This is a genomic window from Variovorax soli, from assembly GCF_031454625.1.
In the GTDB taxonomy this organism is placed as follows: domain Bacteria; phylum Pseudomonadota; class Gammaproteobacteria; order Burkholderiales; family Burkholderiaceae_C; genus Variovorax; species Variovorax soli_A.
Genome location: NZ_JAVDRF010000009.1, coordinates 73,643 through 90,395 on the forward strand (window position 1 = coordinate 73,643; position 16,753 = coordinate 90,395).

General features: G+C 67.4%; 18 protein-coding genes. 10 read left to right on the top strand and 8 right to left on the bottom strand.

Annotated elements, in window-relative coordinates:
• Window positions 1-12 precede the first annotated feature (12 nt).
• From J2739_RS19410 to ntrC, 7 genes are all read left to right on the top strand, one after another.
• On the top strand, window positions 13-984 hold the full coding sequence (locus tag J2739_RS19410; RefSeq protein ID WP_309904606.1) for a sterol desaturase family protein: 972 nt from the start codon (window positions 13-15) through the stop codon (window positions 982-984).
• 65 nt (window positions 985-1,049) lie between these two features.
• Window positions 1,050-1,922, top strand: a complete 873-nt coding sequence (locus J2739_RS19415) for an EI24 domain-containing protein (RefSeq protein ID WP_309904608.1) — start codon at window positions 1,050-1,052, stop codon at window positions 1,920-1,922.
• Window positions 1,919-2,719 (top strand): competence/damage-inducible protein A, encoded by an 801-nt coding sequence (locus J2739_RS19420; protein ID WP_309904610.1) that lies wholly within the window; start codon window positions 1,919-1,921, stop codon window positions 2,717-2,719. The genes J2739_RS19415 and J2739_RS19420 overlap by 4 nt, the downstream gene beginning before the upstream one ends.
• A 149-nt stretch (window positions 2,720-2,868) precedes the next feature.
• Window positions 2,869-4,284, top strand: coding sequence for a type I glutamate--ammonia ligase (gene glnA, locus J2739_RS19425; RefSeq protein ID WP_309904612.1), 1,416 nt, complete (start codon window positions 2,869-2,871; stop codon window positions 4,282-4,284).
• Window positions 4,285-4,425: 141 nt separating this feature from the next.
• Window positions 4,426-4,932, top strand: coding sequence for a hypothetical protein (locus J2739_RS19430; protein ID WP_309904614.1), 507 nt, complete (start codon window positions 4,426-4,428; stop codon window positions 4,930-4,932).
• Window positions 4,932-6,008, top strand: a complete 1,077-nt coding sequence (gene glnL, locus J2739_RS19435; protein ID WP_309904615.1) for a nitrogen regulation protein NR(II) — start codon at window positions 4,932-4,934, stop codon at window positions 6,006-6,008. Before J2739_RS19430 ends, glnL begins: the two co-directional genes overlap by 1 nt.
• 20 nt (window positions 6,009-6,028) lie before the next feature.
• On the top strand, window positions 6,029-7,552 hold the full coding sequence (ntrC, locus tag J2739_RS19440) for a nitrogen regulation protein NR(I) (RefSeq protein ID WP_309904617.1): 1,524 nt from the start codon (window positions 6,029-6,031) through the stop codon (window positions 7,550-7,552).
• A gap of 30 nt (window positions 7,553-7,582) precedes the next feature.
• On the opposite strand, the gene J2739_RS19445 is transcribed toward ntrC, so the two are convergent.
• The 6 genes from J2739_RS19445 to J2739_RS19470 form a co-directional block, all read right to left on the bottom strand.
• Entirely contained in the window at window positions 7,583-8,101 is a 519-nt protein-coding gene (locus J2739_RS19445; RefSeq protein WP_309904619.1) for a hypothetical protein, read from the bottom strand.
• The gene (gene xth, locus J2739_RS19450; RefSeq protein WP_309904621.1) at window positions 8,098-8,877 is read right to left on the bottom strand and encodes an exodeoxyribonuclease III; all 780 of its coding nucleotides are present in this window, start codon (window positions 8,875-8,877) and stop codon (window positions 8,098-8,100) included. The genes J2739_RS19445 and xth overlap by 4 nt, the downstream gene beginning before the upstream one ends.
• 114 nt (window positions 8,878-8,991) lie before the next feature.
• Window positions 8,992-9,492 carry a dihydrofolate reductase gene (locus tag J2739_RS19455; RefSeq protein ID WP_309904623.1) on the bottom strand — a complete coding sequence of 167 codons (501 nt, stop codon included), beginning with the start codon at window positions 9,490-9,492 and terminating at the stop codon, window positions 8,992-8,994.
• Window positions 9,493-9,504: 12 nt separating this feature from the next.
• Window positions 9,505-10,338, bottom strand: coding sequence for a thymidylate synthase (locus tag J2739_RS19460; RefSeq protein WP_309904624.1), 834 nt, complete (start codon window positions 10,336-10,338; stop codon window positions 9,505-9,507).
• A gap of 116 nt (window positions 10,339-10,454) precedes the next feature.
• Window positions 10,455-11,879: an FAD-binding oxidoreductase gene (locus J2739_RS19465; protein WP_309904626.1), complete on the bottom strand. Its 1,425-nt coding sequence runs from the start codon at window positions 11,877-11,879 to the stop codon at window positions 10,455-10,457.
• Window positions 11,876-12,325 carry a DUF2069 domain-containing protein gene (locus J2739_RS19470; RefSeq protein WP_405053914.1) on the bottom strand — a complete coding sequence of 150 codons (450 nt, stop codon included), beginning with the start codon at window positions 12,323-12,325 and terminating at the stop codon, window positions 11,876-11,878. Before J2739_RS19470 ends, J2739_RS19465 begins: the two co-directional genes overlap by 4 nt.
• Between J2739_RS19470 and J2739_RS19475 the strand changes: the two genes are divergently transcribed.
• Window positions 12,324-13,541, top strand: coding sequence for a YihY family inner membrane protein (locus J2739_RS19475; protein ID WP_309904630.1), 1,218 nt, complete (start codon window positions 12,324-12,326; stop codon window positions 13,539-13,541). The genes J2739_RS19470 and J2739_RS19475 overlap by 2 nt on opposite strands.
• Window positions 13,542-13,577: 36 nt before the next feature.
• The gene (locus J2739_RS19480) at window positions 13,578-13,961 is read left to right on the top strand and encodes a thioredoxin family protein (RefSeq protein WP_309904632.1); all 384 of its coding nucleotides are present in this window, start codon (window positions 13,578-13,580) and stop codon (window positions 13,959-13,961) included.
• Window positions 13,962-14,033: 72 nt separating this feature from the next.
• Here J2739_RS19480 and J2739_RS19485 read toward each other — a convergent pair whose 3' ends face one another.
• Together J2739_RS19485 and J2739_RS19490 are read right to left on the bottom strand one after the other, a co-directional pair.
• The gene (locus J2739_RS19485; RefSeq protein WP_309904882.1) at window positions 14,034-14,846 is read right to left on the bottom strand and encodes an alpha/beta fold hydrolase; all 813 of its coding nucleotides are present in this window, start codon (window positions 14,844-14,846) and stop codon (window positions 14,034-14,036) included.
• Window positions 14,846-16,156 (bottom strand): O-acetylhomoserine aminocarboxypropyltransferase, encoded by a 1,311-nt coding sequence (locus J2739_RS19490; protein ID WP_309904634.1) that lies wholly within the window; start codon window positions 16,154-16,156, stop codon window positions 14,846-14,848. Before J2739_RS19490 ends, J2739_RS19485 begins: the two co-directional genes overlap by 1 nt.
• Window positions 16,157-16,297: 141 nt before the next feature.
• On the opposite strand from J2739_RS19490, the gene J2739_RS19495 reads away from it, so the two are divergent.
• The gene (locus J2739_RS19495; protein WP_309904636.1) at window positions 16,298-16,747 is read left to right on the top strand and encodes a CBS domain-containing protein; all 450 of its coding nucleotides are present in this window, start codon (window positions 16,298-16,300) and stop codon (window positions 16,745-16,747) included.
• Window positions 16,748-16,753: the final 6 nt, after the last annotated feature.

Here is a 16,753-nt window from a genome sequence, read left to right on the forward strand (position 1 = left end):
GGTGGTGTCCCGATGGACTGGTTGACCGATATCTTCGCCAACGTGCAGCAATGGCTGTTCGAGGCTGCCGTGCAGCCGCTGGTCTACGCCGTCGGCCTCGGCGGCTGGGTCGAAGACGCCTTCGACGCCACCGGCTGGCTGCTGGTCGGACTGATCCAGATTGCGGTCCTGGTCGCCCTCATCGGCCCGCTGCAGCGCTGGCGGCCGGTCGAGCCGGTGGTCGATCGGCCGGCCATCCGCATCGACATCCTCTACACCCTGATCCACCGGCTGGGCCTGTTCCGCCTGGCCATGTTCTTCGCACTCGATCCGCTGTTCGACCAGGCGTTGGGCACGGTGCGGGGAGCCGGCTGGGGCTCCCTCCACCTGGACGAGCTCTGGCCCGGCGTGACCGACGTTCCCTGGATCGCCTTCGCGATCTACCTGGTGGTGCTGGACTTCGTCGAGTACCTCATCCATCGCGGACAGCACAAGTTCAACTGGTGGTGGGCACTCCATTCGCTGCACCACTCGCAGCGCCAGATGACCATGTGGAGCGACAACCGCAACCACCTGCTCGACGACGTCATCCACGACGCGATCATCGTGGTGGTCGCCCAGCTGATCGGCGTGGCGCCGGGGCAGTTCATTGCCATCGTCGCCTTCACCCAGATCAGCGAGAGCCTGCAGCATGCCAACCTGCGTCTCGGCTTCGGCGCTATCGGTGAGCGGCTCTGGATCAGCCCGCGCTTTCATCGCTTGCACCACAGCATCGGCATCGGGCACGAATCGAAGGGGCCCCGCACCCTCGGCGGCCACAACTTCGGTGTGCTGCTGCCGTGGTGGGACATGCTGTTTCGCACCGTCAACTTCGAAGACCGCTACGACCCGACCGGCATCCGCGACCAGGTCGAGCCCGATGCGCGCGGCCAGCTGCGCGAGTACGGGCGCGGCTTCTGGGCGCAGCAGTGGCTGGGGCTCAAGCGGCTGGCTGGCCGCGGCTGAGATGGCCAGCACGTCCTCGCCCGGCTGAGCCCGCATTCAGCTGCTGGCGTTATCCTCGGCCCCCGATGCGTCTTCTCCTCGATTCCTTCTGGCGTTCCGTCGCCTATTGCATGCACCCGAGGGTGATCGTGCTGTCCCTGCTTCCGCTCGGGCTCATGGTGCTGCTGGCGGCACTGTTCGGCTACTTCTACTGGGACGCCACGGTAGCCTGGACCCGCGAGGCGCTCGACGCATGGCCGTTGCTGGCCAGCTTCTGGGCCTGGATCGGCCGGCTGTTCTCCGGCGATGTCACGGCGGTCGTGGCGCCCATGGTGGTGGTGATCGCTGCCACGCCGCTGATCGTGGTGGTGTCGTTGCTGGTCGTCTCGGGCCTGATGGCGCCGGCGCTCACGCGCCTGGTGGCCGAGCGGCGCTTTCCGGCGCTGGAGCACAAGAAGGGCGCCTCCTTCCTGGGCAGCGTTTTCCGTGCGCTGGGGCTCACGGTGCTGGCGTTGCTCGCGCTGGTGGTGTCGATGCCGCTCTGGCTGATCCCGCCGCTGGTGCTGATCCTGCCGCCGCTCATCTGGGGCTGGCTGACCTACCGCGTGATGAGCTTCGACGCCCTGTCCGAGCATGCGAATGCCGAGGAGCGCGCGGCCCTGCTGCGCGCCCACCGCCTGCCGTTGCTGGGCATCGGCGTGCTGTGCGGCTACCTGGGCGCGGCGCCCAGTATCGTCTGGGCCTCGGGGCTTCTCTTCGCGGCGGCCTTCCTGGTGCTGGCGCCGCTCGCGATCTGGATCTACACGCTCGTGTTCGCGTTCTCGGCGCTCTGGTTTTCCCATTACTGCCTGGACGCCCTGGCGCAGCTGCGGGCGCAGCGCGCAGCGGCGGCCTTTCCAACCACGACGGCCGAAACGGCGGATGCCCGTGCGGTCGCAACCCAATGGGGTGCTCCATGACCCGTTCCATCGGCCTGCTCGTCGTCGGCGACGAGATCCTGTCGGGCAAGCGCGCCGACAAGCACATGCCCAAGCTCATCGAGCTGCTCGGCGCCCGCGGCATGCAGCTGGCCTGGGCCGAGTACGTCGGCGACGAGCCGACCCGCATCACGGCCGCGCTGGGGCGCGCCTTCGCCTCGGGCGACATCGTGTTCTCCACCGGCGGCATCGGCGCCACGCCCGACGACCACACGCGCCAATGTGCGGCCGCGGCACTCGGCGTGCCGCTGGCCCTTCATCCCGAGGCCGAGATGCTGATCCGCGAGCGCATGCAGGACACGGCACGCGAGCAGGGCAAGGTCTACGAGCCGGATCACCCTGACAACGTGCACCGGCTGAACATGGGCGTATTCCCGCTCGGAGCCAGGATCATCCGCAACCCCTATAACAAGATCCCCGGCTTCAGCGTGGCCGATGTGCATTTCGTCCCCGGTTTCCCGGTCATGGCGTGGCCGATGATCGAGGCGGTGCTGGACGAACGCTACGGGCACTTGTTCGCGCGCGGTCGATCGGTCGAGAAGTCGGTGATCGTTTACGGCACCATGGAGGCCACGCTCACGCCCCTGATGGAAGCGGTCGAGCGCACGCATCCCGGCATCAAGGTCTTCAGCCTGCCGAGCGTCGACCATGCCGAGCACGGCCGCCACATCGAGCTCGGCGTCAAGGGCGACACCGAACGGATCGATGCCGCCTACGCACAGCTCCTAGAAGGCTTGCACACCTTTGATGCCCGCTTGGGCCCTGAATTGGTGCGTTGATTGCACGAGCACCAATTTGGTTACAACTTGCCTGTTTTTGGGGTCCCGGCAGCGGGCCGGACGCCCCTTCGTGCCCCTGACAATGGCACAGAAACTGCATTCCCGATCCCGCTGCATTTCCCACCCCTACCATTCCAAGGAGAAGCCTGATGGCTAAGACCGTCGCCGATGTACTCAAACTCGTCAAGGAAAACGAGGTCAAGTTCGTCGACTTTCGATTCACCGACACCCGCGGCAAGGAACAGCACGTGACCGTGCCGGTCTCCGCCTTCGACGAGGGCAAGTTCAACGACGGTCATGCCTTCGACGGCTCGTCGATTGCCGGCTGGAAGGGCATCGAGGCCTCGGACATGCTGCTCATGCCCGACCCGAACACGGCCAACATCGACCCCTTCTTCGAAGAAACCACCCTGATCCTGACCTGCGACGTGGTCGATCCGACCGACGGCAAGCCCTACGAGCGCGATCCCCGTTCTCTGGCCAAGCGTGCAGAAGCCTACATGAAGGCCTCCGGCCTGGGCGACACGGCCTTCTTCGGGCCGGAGCCCGAGTTCTTCGTGTTCGACGGCGTGCGCTGGCAGAACGACATGTCCGGCTGCTTCGTCAAGATCGAGTCCGAAGAGGCCTCGTGGAACAGCAGCAAGGAATTCGAGCACGGCAACACGGGCCACCGCCCGGCCGTCAAGGGCGGCTACTTCCCGGTCCCGCCGGTCGACAGCTTCCAGGACATGCGTTCCGAGATGTGCCTCGTGCTCGAATCCCTGGGCATTCCGGTCGAGGTGCATCACCACGAAGTTGCGAATGCCGGCCAGATGGAACTGGGCACCAAGTTCAGCACGCTGATCCAGCGCGCCGACTGGGTCCAGCTGCAGAAGTACGTGATCCACAACGTGGCCCACGCCTACGGCAAGACCGCGACCTTCATGCCCAAGCCCATCGTCGGCGACAACGGCTCCGGCATGCACGTGCACCAGTCGGTCTGGAAAGACGGCAAGAACCTGTTCGCCGGCGACGGCTATGCAGGCCTCAGCGACTTCGCGCTGCACTACATCGGCGGCATCATCAAGCATGCCCGTGCGCTCAACGCCATCACCAACCCCGGCACCAACAGCTACAAGCGCCTCGTCCCCGGCTTCGAGGCCCCGGTGAAGCTGGCCTACTCGGCCAAGAACCGCTCGGCTTCGATCCGCATCCCGTTCGTGGCCAACCCGAAGGGCCGCCGCGTCGAGGCGCGCTTCCCCGATCCGATGATGAACCCCTACCTCGGCTTCGCCGCCATGCTGATGGCCGGCCTGGACGGCGTGGAGAACAAGATCCATCCGGGCGAAGCCGCCAGCAAGGACCTCTACCACCTGCCGCCCGAAGAAGACGCGCTGATCCCGACCGTGTGCCACAGCCTCGACCAGGCGCTCGACTACCTGGACAAGGACCGCGCCTTCCTGACCAAGGGCGGCGTGTTCACCGATGCCTACATCGACGCCTACATCGACCTGAAGATGCAGGAAGTCACGCGCTTCCGCATGGCCACCCACCCGGTCGAGTTCGACATGTACTACAGCCTGTAAGGCCATCGCGCCCCCCGGGGCGCCTTTCAGTGAAATAAAGGACGGCTTGCCGTCCTTTTTTCTTGGGCGGATCGCACCCCGTGGCGGCGCCATCGAATTGCATGAAAATGCCATCCGGTTGCCCACTTTCATATGACGATCATGAAGACTTCTTTCGTTTACCTGCTGGCGGCCATGGCAGCGGCCGGCGTCCACATGCAGGCCCAGGCGCAGCAGGAGCGCGTCTGGCGCTGCGGCAACGAATACACCAACAACGCGACCCTGGCCCAGCAGCGCGGGTGCAAGGTCATGGAGGGCGGCAATGTCACCGTCGTCCAGGGCAGCCGGCCCGTTGCCGCGGCGGCCGCCAGCAGCACGTCTGCCGTACGAGCCCCGGCGGGCAGCCCGCGCGTCGAGGGCGCCGACCAGCGTGCCCGTGACGGCGAAGCCCGCACGGTGCTCGAGTCCGAGCTCAAGAAAGCCGAGGAGCGCCAGGCCCAGCTGCTCAAGGACTACAACAACGGCGAGCCCGAGAAGCAGGGCGGTGAAGCCCGCAACTACCAGAAGTACCTCGACCGAGTGGCCGAGATGAAGGCCGAGATCGCCCGCAACGAGAGCGACATCGCCGGCATCCGCCGCGAGATCGGTCGCCTGCCGGCCACGCGCTGATGGCCTTTGGCAAGGGTGCTGCCGCTGCCAAGCGCTTCCAGCCTTTCGACCTCCTCTCCACGCTGATCGCGGTGGTGCGCACCGACGGCTCGGTGCTGTTCGCCAACGCCGGCCTCGAAGACGCATTGGGCACCTCGCGCCGCACGCTCGAAGGCTCGCAGTTCGGCGCCTGTTTCCACGAGCCCCAGGTGCTGCGCACCGCCATCGACGGCGCACGCAGCAACGACTTCGCCACGCTGCGCTACGAGGCCTTCCTGCGCCGCGTCAATCACGAACTGATGCCGGTGCAGGTGACGCTCGCGCAGGGGGACCGGGCGGGGGAGCTGATCATCGAGATGTCGCCGCTGGAGCAGCAGGTGCGGCAGGACCGCGAGGAGCGCCTGCTCGACCAGGCACAGGCCAACAAGGAGCTGATCCGCAATCTCGCGCACGAAATCAAGAACCCGCTGGGCGGCATTCGCGGTGCGGCGCAGCTGCTGCAGATGGAGGTGGAGTCGCGCGACCAGGTGGAGTACACGCAGGTCATCATCCACGAGGCCGATCGCCTGCAGACCCTGGTCGACCGCCTGCTGGCGCCGCACCGCCGCCCGCACGTGGTGGGCGACGTCAACATCCACGAGGTCTGCGAGCGCGTGCGCTCGGTGATCCTCGCGGAGTTCCCGCGCGACCTGCACATCGAGCGCGACTTCGACGTCTCGATCCCGGAATTCCGCGGCGATCGCGAGCAGCTGATCCAGGCCACGCTCAACATCGTCCACAACGCGGCGCAGGCGCTCGCCGAGCGGCGCGCGGCGGGCGATGCGCGCATCACCTTCAAGACCCGCGTCGCCCGTCAGGTGATCTTCAACAAGCAGTGGTATCGACTGGCACTGGAATTGCATGTCATCGACAATGGACCGGGCGTGCCGGACGCGATCAAGGACCGCATCTTCTACCCGCTGGTGTCGGGCAGGGAAGGCGGGACCGGCCTCGGGTTGACGCTGGCACAAACTTTCGTGCAACAGCACCATGGCGTGATCGAGTGCGACAGTGTTCCGGGCCGGACCGATTTCAAGATATTGATACCGTTGCCTTAGAACAGGGAAGAAGGAACTGCATGAAGCCGATCTGGATAGTGGATGACGACCAATCGATCCGTTTCGTGCTCGAAAAAGCGCTCCTGCGCGAAGACCTGCCCACCCGCAGCTTCACCAGTGCTCGCGAGGTGCTTGCCGCGCTCGAAGCCGCGGCCGATGACGAGATGCTCGGCCCCCAGGTGCTGGTGAGCGACATCCGCATGCCGGGCGGCTCGGGCCTGGACCTGCTCGACAAGGTCAAGGCCAAGCATCCGGGCCTCCCGGTCATCATCATGACCGCCTTCTCCGACCTCGACAGTGCCGTCTCGGCGTTCCAGGGCGGCGCTTTCGAATACCTGCCCAAGCCCTTCGACCTGCCCCGTGCGGTAGAGCTGATCCGCCGCGCCGTCGACGAGAGCCAACGCGAAGAGGTGGCCGAGGAGCGCATGGCCGCCACCCCCGAGATGCTGGGACAGGCGCCGGCCATGCAGGACGTGTTCCGCGCCATCGGGCGCCTGTCGCAGAGCAACGTGACGGTGCTGATCACCGGCGAGTCCGGCAGCGGCAAGGAGCTGGTCGCGCGCGCACTGCACAAGCATTCGCCGCGCGCCAACGGGCCTTTCGTGGCGATCAACACCGCTGCGATTCCCAAGGACCTGCTCGAGAGCGAACTCTTCGGCCACGAGCGCGGCGCCTTCACCGGCGCCCAGACCATGCGGCGCGGGCGCTTCGAACAGGCCGAGGGCGGCACGCTCTTCCTCGACGAAATCGGCGACATGCCCTTCGACCTGCAGACGCGCCTGCTGCGCGTGCTGAGCGACGGGCATTTCTATCGCGTGGGCGGCCACAACTCGGTCAAGGCCAACGTGCGCGTGATTGCCGCGACGCACCAGGACCTGGAGCAGCGCGTGAAGCAGGGCGGCTTCAGGGAGGACCTGTTCCACCGACTCAACGTGATCCGGCTGCGCCTGCCGGCCCTGCGCGAACGCGGCGAGGACGTGCCCGCGCTCACCCGGCACTTCCTGCAGCAGAGCGCGAAGCAGCTCGGCGTCGAGCCCAAGCGCATCTCGGACGCGGCGCTGGCGCGCTTGTCGACCTTCTCCTTCCCCGGCAACGTCCGCCAGCTCGAAAACATCTGCCATTGGCTGACCGTGATGGCGCCTGCGCAGCTGATCGAGGCCAAGGACCTGCCGCCCGAGGTGATGGCGGGTGCCGCCCCCGAGGCGCCGCTCGCCGCGGGTGGCACCGCGCCTGCGTCACCGGCGGTCGCCGAACGCGACGCGTCCGCTCCCCTGGTCGTGCCCGCCGCGACTGCGGTGCCGGCCGTCGCGGCCGCGGCCGGCGCCCAGGTTGCCGGTTGGGAAAGCGGCCTCGAGCAAGAGGCCCAGAGCCTGCTGGCGGCTGGCCGTCACGACGTCTGGGACGCGCTGACGCGCCGTTTCGAGTCGCGCCTGATCCTCACCGCCCTGGCCAACACGCGAGGCCGCCGCATCGAAGCGGCGCAGAAGCTCGGCATTGGCCGCAACACCATCACCCGCAAGATCCAGGAGCTGGGCCTGGAGTAGGCGTGGAGGAGCGCCGAACGCCGAGTACGTTCAGCGGCTGCGCTGGCCCTGCGTCAGCGTGTCGAGCTGGAACTGGCCGCTCTTGTCCCACAGCCAGGTCTCGACATAGGTGTGGGCGCCGATCTTGCCCGGGTTCGGCAGCGGCGAGGCCTCGCGGATCAGCTCGGCGATCTTGCCGCTGACCTCCGGCGCGTGGCTCGGCGTGCGGCTGAAGTGCACGTCCGTCACGCGCCCATTGGCATCGACGTCGGTTTCGGTCACCACGACGGCATACACCAGCGGCGGGATCTTTCCCTTGTAGATGCGCTTCGGATAGGCGTCGTAGATGTGCCGCGCTCCGAGCTTCCGGTAGGCGCGCACGGCCGGCGTTTGTGGGGTGATGAGGCGCACGCCCGGTATTTCGGCCGAGGGCGTGGGCACTTCGTCCGCGGGCTTGCCGGTATCGCGCGAAGGCGCGGGGGGTGCTGCCTCGGGCTTGAAGATCGAGCAGGCGGAGAGGCTCAGTGCGGCCGCGAGCAGCGCGGCCTTGAACGACAAGGTGGTCTTCATGGGTCGATCTCCAGGATGACGGGTGCATGGTCGCTGGGCTTGTCCCACTTGCGCGGCACGCGATCGATGACGCACCCCTTGGCTTGCGGGACCAGCGTTTCGCTCACCAGGATGTGGTCGATGCGCAATCCACGGTTCTTCTGGTAGCCCAGCATGCGGTAGTCCCACCACGAGTAGCTCTTCTCGGGCTGCTCGAACAGGCGGAAGCTGTCGACCAGGCCGAGTTGCAGCAGCGACTTGAAGTGCTCGCGTTCCTCGGTCGTGTGATGGATGGTCTCGGCCAGGCCCACCGGGTCGAAGCTGTCGCGGTCCTCCGGCGCGATGTTGAAGTCACCCAGCAGCGTGAGCCGTGGATGCGCCGCCAGCTCCTCGCGCAGCCAGTCGCGCAGCGCACGCAGCCAGCTCATCTTGTAGGCAAACTTCTCGGTGCCGGGCGCCTGCCCGTTGACGAAGTAGCCGTTGACGATGCGCAGCGGACCTGAGCGCGTATCGATCGTGGCGCTGATCACGCGGGAATGGTCGTCGGCGAAGCCGCCGATGTTCTTCCCGATATCGCGGATCGGCGCGAGGCTCAGGATGGCGACGCCGTTGTAGGTCCTCTGGCCGAACACCGCGGCGTTGTAGCCGGCCGACTGCAGCACATCCAGCGGGAACTTGTCGTCGCTCATCTTGAGCTCCTGCAGGCACAGCACGTCGACCGGGTTGGCGATCAGCCAGTCCAGCACATGCTGGAGCCGGGCGGTGAGGGAGTTGACGTTCCAGGTGGCAATTTTCATGGGATCAAAGCGTACCCGAGTCGGGCGGCCCCTTCCCTGCAATGGGCAGCGCTCGCTGACGCGCAGGTTCCGAGCGGCACACGCGGCCCGCGCAGGCCCGCGCCGCCGGCGCCTTCACTCGGGCCGTTCGAGCGTGATGAAGCTGTACGGCAGGCCCTTGGCCGAGACATGCGACTCGCGCGACGTCTCGCGCCAGGACACGTCGAAGCGCGGCGCCCAGGCATCGCCTTCGAAGTCGCGCCCGATCTCGGTCACCAGCGCCCGGTGCGCGAGCGGCTCCGCCTCGGCATAGATCTGCGCGCCGCCGATCACCCACACCTCGGGCTCCTGCGCCTCCTCACAGCGGGCCAGGGCCTCGTGCAGGCTGGCGGCGCGCTCGGCGCCTTCGGCCTGCCAGTCGGGCTGGCGGGTGATCACGATGTTGCGGCGGCCCGAGAGCGGGCGGAAGCGCAGGGGCAGCGAGTCCCAGGTCCTGCGGCCCATGATCACCGGCGCGCCGGCGGTCTGCTGCTTGAAGTGCGCCAGGTCCTCGGGCAGGTGCCAGGGCATGAGACCCTCGTGGCCGATCACGCCGTTGGCGGCCCGGGCGAGTATGAGGTTGATGCGGGTGGCCATGCGCTCTGGCTCCTAGACCGCGACGGGCGCCTTGATGGCCTCGTGGTGCCGGTAGTCCACCACCTCGAAATCGTCGTACGCATAGTCGAAGATCGAGGTGGGCCTGCGCTTGATGACCAGCGTGGGGTAGGGGTAGGGCGTGCGGCTGAGCTGCAGCGCCACCTGCTCGGCGTGGTTGCTGTAGATGTGACAGTCGCCGCCGGTCCAGATGAAGTCGCCCACGTCGAGGTCGCACTGCTGCGCGACCATGTGCGTGAGCAGCGCGTAGCTCGCAATGTTGAAGGGCACGCCCAGGAAGATGTCGGCGCTGCGCTGGTAGAGCTGGCAGCTCAGCTTTCCCCGCTCTGCTTCGCCCTGGGGCGGGGCCACGTAGAACTGGAAGAACGCATGGCAGGGCATGAGCGCCATCTTCGACAGCTCGGCCACGTTCCACGCACTGACGATGATGCGGCGCGAGTCGGGGTTGCTCCGCAAGGTGTCGATCACCTGCTGGATCTGGTCGATGTGGCCGCCGTCAGGCGTCGGCCAGCTGCGCCACTGCACGCCGTAGACGGGGCCGAGGTCGCCGTCCTCGCGCGCCCATTCGTCCCAGATGGTGACACCGCGCTCCTTGAGCCAGTTGTTGTTGCTGGAGCCAGTCAGGAACCACAGCAACTCCTGGATGATGGACCTGAGGTGCACCTTCTTGGTGGTGATCAGCGGAAAGCCTTCGGCGAGGTCGAAGCGCATCTGGTAGCCGAACACGCTCTTGGTGCCGGTACCGGTGCGGTCGCTCTTGTGCACGCCGTGCGTGTCGACGTGGCGCATGAAGTCTTCGTATTGGGAGCGGGCGGGGCGGGGTGGCATGGGTCAGAGCTTGTCAGTAAGAGCCGAAGAGGGCGTCCAGCGCTGCCCGGATTTGATGCTGTTCGCCGCGCAGCAGGCAACGGGGCTCCAGGCGCATCCCAGTTTACGTGCATGCATCATGTCAGTCGAATGACACGCCCCGGATTCAGAAGATTCTGCGGATCAAGCCCGCGTTTGATCGCCCGCATCATCTCCAGCGCCACCGGCGACTTGTGCTTTTCCAGTGTCTCGACCTTGAGCGATCCCACGCCGTGCTCGGCCGAGAAAGAACCTTCGAACTGGCGGACCGCCTCGTAGACCAGGGTGTTGATGCGGTCCTCGTGCTCGCGCAGGAAGTCTCCGTTGTGGGCACCGGCCGGCGCCTGCACGTTGTAGTGCAGGTTGCCGTCGCCGAGATGGCCGAAGTTGACCAGCCGCACGCCTGGAAGCTCGTCTTCCAGCAGGGCGTCGGTCTGTTCCACGAAAGCCGGGATGCGCGAAACAGGGATGGAGATGTCGTGCTTGATGTTGAGCCCTTCCTCGGCCTGCGCCAGCGGAATGCTCTCGCGCACATGCCAGAGCTGGTGCGCCTGCGTCAGGCTCTCGGCCACCACCGCGTCGCTGACGCAGCCGGCCTCGAAGGCGGTCTCGAGCAGCGCCTCGAAGCGCGCGCGTGCATGGTCCTCCGACTCGTTGTCGGAGTTCTCCAGGAGCACGCAGTAGGGCACGCCATCGTCCTCGATGAAGGGTACGCGCAGCGCCGGAAAGTGCTTGGCCACTAGGCTGAGCGCGAAGCGGCCCATCACCTCGAAGCCCGTCAGCCCCGCGCCCAGTCGCTTGTGGGCCAGGCCCAGCAGCTCGACCGCCTGCTCCAGCGTGGGCACGGCCGCCCAGGCGGTGAGCCGCGCGGCCGGCAGCGGATACAGCTTCAGCGTGGCCGCCGTGATGATGCCCAGCGTGCCCTCGCTGCCGATCATCAGGTCGCGCAGGTCGTAGCCGGTGTTGTCCTTGCGCAGGCCGCTGGTGCCTTCCCAGATGCCGCCCTGCGGCGTCACCACCTCCAGCCCGAGGCACAGCTCGCGCGCATTGCCGTAGCGCAGCACCTGGGTGCCGCCGGCATTGGTCGCGAGGTTGCCGCCGATGGTGCAGCTGCCCTCGGCCGCCAGGCTCAGCGGAAACAGGAAGCCGGCCTTCTCGGCCGTCTCCTGCAGGGTCTGCAGCACGCAGCCGGCCTCCACCGTCATCGTGAGATTGGCAGCGTCGACGCCGCGGATGGCGTTCATGCGCTGCAGGCTCAGCACGATCTGGGTGCCGCTCTCGTCGGGAATCGAGCCGACCGCGAGGCCCGTGTTGCCGCCCTGCGGCACGATCGCCCGCCCGGCCGCGGCGCACGCCTTCACCACCTCGGCGACCTGCTGCGTGCTGCCCGGCCGCACCACCGCCAGCGCCTTGCCGCGGGAGCGCTTGCGCCAGTCCTGTTCCCAGGCCCCGAGGTCGCCCTCGGTCAGCACGTTGGCGTCGCCGACCAGGGCGCGCAGCTTGTCGATCAACACGCCACTCATAGCGCCACTCCTTCCATTCGTTTCGCCCGCGCAAGGCGCAGGCGCACATGCCAGGCGCAGGCCGCGAACAGCACCAGGCACAGCACGACCTCGACCAGTGCCAGCAGGCGGCCCGTGCCGTCGATGTCGCTCCAGGCGCGCACCACGCCTTCGGTGAAATAAATCCAGACCAGCAGGCTCACCCAGCGGTAGGTGTACATCCGGTTCTTCAGCAGCCCCGCCAGCGGGATCGCCAGCGGCAGCACCTTGAGCGCCAGCCAGGAGCCGCCCGGACGCAGCGGTGCCAGCCACAGCTCCCAGGCCAGCCCGAGCACGATCAGCCCGACCACGCTGCCGACGGCGAGCCAGCGCGTGGTGGAAACGGAGGAGGGGATGGCGGGAGCGGTCACGGGGAAGGCAAGGATCGGGGGCGGTCGTCGCCGGGCTGGCGCGGGACCCGATGGCATGATAGCCGCCATGAATCGCCGGCAACTCTGGAGGGATCTCTCGCATTTTCCCTGGGGCAACACGGCCGCGGTGCTGGGCGAGCGCTTCCGCGAAGACCGCCTCGGCCTGACCGCCAGCAGCCTGACCTTCACCACCACCATCGCGATGGTGCCCTTCTTCACCGTGGCGTTGGCGCTGTTCACGGTCTTTCCCATGTTCTCGACCATGCAGGGCCGGGTGCAGCGCTGGCTGATCGAGAGCCTGATCCCGGACAACATCGCGCGCCAGGTGCTGGGCTACCTCAACCAGTTCGCCAGCAAGGCCAGCGGGCTGGGCGTCGCAGGCCTGCTGGTGCTGCTGGCCACCGCCATCGCGCTGATCCTCACGATCGACAAGACGCTCAACAACATCTGGCGCGTGCGCAGGCCGCGGCCCTTCGCGCAGCGGGTGCTGATCTACTGGGCCGCCATCACGCTCGGGCCGCTGGTGCTGGCGCTGAGCCTGAGCACCACCTCCTACGTCTTCTCTGCCTCGCGCGAATGGGTGGGCCGCGGCATGCTCAAGCTGGTGTTCGACACCTTCGAATTCGTGCTGCTGGCAGGCGGCATGGCCTCGCTCTACCACTACGTGCCCAACACGCACGTGAAATGGGGCCATGCCTGGGCCGGCGGCTTCTTCGTGGCGGCCACGATCGAGATCGCCAAGCGGGTGCTGGGCTACTACCTGAGCCTGGTGCCGACCTACTCGGTGCTCTACGGCGCCTTCGCCACCGTGCCGATCCTGCTGATCTGGATCTATGTCGCCTGGGTGATCGTGCTGCTGGGCGCGGTGATCGCGGCGTACCTGCCCAGCCTGCTGACCGGCGTGGCGCGGCGCGGCGGCTTCGCCGGTTGGCCGCTGCAGCTCGCCGTCGAGGCGCTGCAGCAGCTGGCGCAGGCGAAGGCCACGCCCGTCAAAGGATTGGGCGCGGCGCAGCTGGTGGCGCGCTTGCGCGTCGATGCGCTGCAACTGGCGCCGGTGCTGGCCACGCTGGTCACGCTCGACTGGATCGGTCCGCTGGCCGAGGAACCGGACAACGAGGACCCGCGCTACGTGCTGCTGGCCGACCCGGGCCGCACCTCGCTCGAACCATTGCTCAGGGAGCTGCTGCTGCCCCGGGCCCCGCCGCTCGATAACCTGTGGCAACGCGGTCCCTTGCGCACGCTGCTGCTGCAGGATGTGCTGCCTTGCCGATAATGGCGGCGGCTTCCGTCCCACTTCATTCAGTCAGCCTTGAACGATTCCGTCACCCCCGCAACCCTCCAAGCTCCTGGCGATGCCCTGTGGGTCGTCTGCCTCTGCGCCGAATGGTGCGGTGCCTGCCGCGAGTATCGGCCGCTGTTCGAGCAGGTGGCGCGCGCGCATCCGCACTTGCGCTTCGCCTGGGTCGACATCGAGGACCATGCCGAACTGGCCGACGACTTCGATGTCGAGACCTTCCCTACGCTGCTGGTGGCGGGCGCGTCCGGCACCCGCTTCCTCGGGCCCCTGCTACCGCATGCCGAGACGCTCTCGCGCCTGCTCGACGCCTTGCAGCCGGCACAGGCCGCGAGCCCGGAGGTCAAGACATTGCTTGGCGCCCTGGCGCGCGAGCCCGGCAGCTTCGAAGTCGCCTAGAGCGCCACGCTCACCTCATCAACGTCTTGGCCGCCGACAGGCGCAGCGCGTCGCGGGTGGGGATGCCGGACATCAACGCGCTTCGCTGAGGAAGTCCCGCAGCGCGAACAGCACTTCGTCCGGTGCCTCGCTCATCAGCGCGTGGCCGGCCGCCACCTGCATCACCCGGGCGCCTTGCGCCTTGGCGCGCAGCGCCTGAGTGGCGCGCGGCGGCGTCATCTGGTCGGACTTGCCCAGCACGAACAGGACGGGGCACTGCACCGCGCTCATCGCCGCCTCGCCGCCGGCGTAATCGTTGCAGGCCTTGAAGCCGAGGTGGAACACATTCGTCTCGCGGTTGCTCGCGAGCACGCGGCGCATCAGGGCCCGCGAGCCGCCGTAGAGCCACGTGCCCGGCCCCAACGTGGAGGGCGGCGGCGCCAGCATCGAATGCGAGAAGCTGTTGACCATGTCGATGGCGCGCTGCGGATCGTTCAGCGCGCCCTCGAGCAGTGCCGGCGAGACCTTCATCGGGTAGGCGGTGCCGACCAGCGCCAGCCGCGTAATGCGCTGCGGCGCGCGTGCCGCGGCCTCGAGCGCGATCAGCGAACCGAAGCTGTGGCCGACCAGGGCCGCCTTCTCGATACCGGCCGCGTCGAGCAGCGCGAGCACGAACTGCGCTGCCTCCTCCACGCTTGCGGGCGGCGGGCCCTCGCTCCTGCAATGGCCCGGCAGGTCGAGCGCCAGCACGTTCCAGCCGTGGTGGGCGAACCAGCGGCTCTGCAGGATCCACACGCTGTGGTCGTTGAGCACGCCGTGGATGAAGACCACGCTCGGCTTGGCGGCATCGAAGGCCTTGCCGCCGGTGTAGCAGTAGGCCTTGTGGCCGTTGACCAGGACGTCCATCACGCACCTGCCTTCTCTGCGGCCTTCAGTGCGCGCTTGAGATCGTCGATCAGGTCCGCCGGGTCCTCCAGCCCGATCGACAACCGGATGGTGCCCTGCGAGATGCCGGCCGCAGCCAGTGCGTCGTCCGTCATGCGGAAGTGCGTGGTGCTTGCGGGATGGATCACCAGGCTGCGGCAGTCGCCGACATTGGCGAGGTGGCTGAAGAGCTTGAGCGCCTCGATGAAGACCTTTCCCTGCTGCCGATCGCCCTTGAGGTCGAAGCTGAAGACCGCGCCCGCGCCCTTGGCGCCGTGGCGCAGCAGCTTGCCGGCGAGGGCGTGGCTGGGATGCGTTGCGAGCAGCGGATGGCCCACGTGCGCGACGAACGGATGCGAGGCCAGGAACTCCACCACCTTCTGCGTGTTGTCGATGTGGCGCTCCATGCGCAGCGGCAGGGTCTCGATGCCCTGCAGGATCAGCCAGGCCGTGTGCGGGCTCATCGAGGCGCCGAAGTCGCGCAGCCCTTCGCGGCGGGCGCGCAGCAGGAAGGCGCCCACCGTGCTCTCCTCGCTGAACACCATGTTGTGGAAGCCTTCGTAGGCCTGGGTCAGCTCGGAGAAGCGGCCCGAGCGTTCCCAGTCGAAGCTGCCGCCGTCGACCACGACGCCGCCGATCACCGTGCCATGGCCCGAGAGGAACTTGGTCGCCGAGTGGTAGACCAGGTCGGCCCCCCAGTCGAAAGGCTTGATGAGGTAGGGCGAGGTCAGCGTGGAGTCCACCAGCAGCGGCACGCCGGCCGCATGTGCGATCTCGCTGACGGCGGGGATGTCGAGCACGTCGAGACCGGGGTTGCCCACGGTTTCGCCGAAAAGCAGCCGGGTCTCGGGCCGGATCGCGGCACGCCAGCCGTCGAGGTCGCCGGGCTTGACGAAGGTGGTCTGGATGCCGAAGCGCCGCAGCGTGTAATGCAGAAGATTCTGCGAGCCCCCGTAGAGCGCCGTGCTCGCGACGATGTGCGCGCCTGCGCCCATCAGCGTCGCGATCGACAGGTGCAGCGCGGCCTGCCCGCTCGCCGTGGCGATCGCGCCGATGCCGCCCTCGAGCGCCGCCACGCGCTGCTCGAGCACCGCGTTGGTCGGATTGCTGATGCGCGAGTACACGTGGCCCGCGCGCTCGAGGTTGAAGAGCGCGGCCGCGTGGTCGCTCGATTCGAAGACGAAGGAGGTGCTCAGGTGAATGGGCACCGCGCGTGCGCCGGTGGCGGGATCGGGCGCAGCGCCGGCATGCAGTGCCAGCGTGTCGAAGCCAGGGTCGGAATAGCCGGGCATGGAAGCCTTTCGAAGCAGGATCGTTTCTGCAATGCCCCGTTGCGCGCAATGCCTGCGCCGGTGACGTGGGCCTGTGGATGGGCGGCCATTGTGGGCTATATTCAATTTCGGCAGCACGCCGAGCAAGCGAGGAGCAACACGATGAAAGTCAGCGACATCCTGCGCGTGAAGGGCAACACGCTCTATACCATCACGCCCGACGAACCCCTGGCCGAAGCCGCCAACACCATGGCGGACAAGGACATCGGCTCGCTGGTGGTGATGGAGCATGGCGACCTCGTGGGCATGCTCACCTTCCGCGAAGTGATCGTCGCCATCGTGGGCAACGGCGGCCAGGTCGGCGGCACGCTGGTGCGCAAGGCCATGGACGACCATCCCGTCACCTGCACCCTGGAGACCGACCTCGACGAGATCCGCCGCATCATGCTCGAGCGCCATGCCCGCTACATGCCCGTGATGGACAAGCGCATGCTGATGGGCGTGATCAGCTTCTACGACGTTGCCAAGGCGGTGGTCGACAGCCAGAACTTCGAGAACAAGATGCTCAAGGCGTACATCCGCGACTGGCCGGCCGAGGACGAGTCCTCCTGAGCTTCC

Bases quoted from the DNA above. Each gene is read 5' to 3' on its own strand.
- J2739_RS19470 (WP_405053914.1), bottom strand. From the start codon at position 12,325: ATGCCATCGGGTCCCGCGCCAGCCCGGCGACGACCGCCCCCGATCCTT.
- J2739_RS19445 (WP_309904619.1), bottom strand. From the start codon at position 8,101: ATGAAGACCACCTTGTCGTTCAAGGCCGCGCTGCTCGCGGCCGCACTG.
- J2739_RS19415 (WP_309904608.1), top strand. From the start codon at position 1,050: ATGCGTCTTCTCCTCGATTCCTTCTGGCGTTCCGTCGCCTATTGCATG.
- J2739_RS19430 (WP_309904614.1), top strand. From the start codon at position 4,426: ATGAAGACTTCTTTCGTTTACCTGCTGGCGGCCATGGCAGCGGCCGGC.
- J2739_RS19460 (WP_309904624.1), bottom strand. From the start codon at position 10,338: ATGCCACCCCGCCCCGCCCGCTCCCAATACGAAGACTTCATGCGCCAC.
- J2739_RS19420 (WP_309904610.1), top strand. From the start codon at position 1,919: ATGACCCGTTCCATCGGCCTGCTCGTCGTCGGCGACGAGATCCTGTCG.
- glnL (WP_309904615.1), top strand. From the start codon at position 4,932: ATGGCCTTTGGCAAGGGTGCTGCCGCTGCCAAGCGCTTCCAGCCTTTC.
- J2739_RS19495 (WP_309904636.1), top strand. From the start codon at position 16,298: ATGAAAGTCAGCGACATCCTGCGCGTGAAGGGCAACACGCTCTATACC.
- xth (WP_309904621.1), bottom strand. From the start codon at position 8,877: ATGAAAATTGCCACCTGGAACGTCAACTCCCTCACCGCCCGGCTCCAG.
- J2739_RS19410 (WP_309904606.1), top strand. From the start codon at position 13: ATGGACTGGTTGACCGATATCTTCGCCAACGTGCAGCAATGGCTGTTC.
- glnA (WP_309904612.1), top strand. From the start codon at position 2,869: ATGGCTAAGACCGTCGCCGATGTACTCAAACTCGTCAAGGAAAACGAG.
- ntrC (WP_309904617.1), top strand. From the start codon at position 6,029: ATGAAGCCGATCTGGATAGTGGATGACGACCAATCGATCCGTTTCGTG.
- J2739_RS19485 (WP_309904882.1), bottom strand. From the start codon at position 14,846: ATGGACGTCCTGGTCAACGGCCACAAGGCCTACTGCTACACCGGCGGC.
- J2739_RS19490 (WP_309904634.1), bottom strand. From the start codon at position 16,156: ATGCCCGGCTATTCCGACCCTGGCTTCGACACGCTGGCACTGCATGCC.
- J2739_RS19465 (WP_309904626.1), bottom strand. From the start codon at position 11,879: ATGAGTGGCGTGTTGATCGACAAGCTGCGCGCCCTGGTCGGCGACGCC.
- J2739_RS19455 (WP_309904623.1), bottom strand. From the start codon at position 9,492: ATGGCCACCCGCATCAACCTCATACTCGCCCGGGCCGCCAACGGCGTG.
- J2739_RS19475 (WP_309904630.1), top strand. From the start codon at position 12,324: ATGATAGCCGCCATGAATCGCCGGCAACTCTGGAGGGATCTCTCGCAT.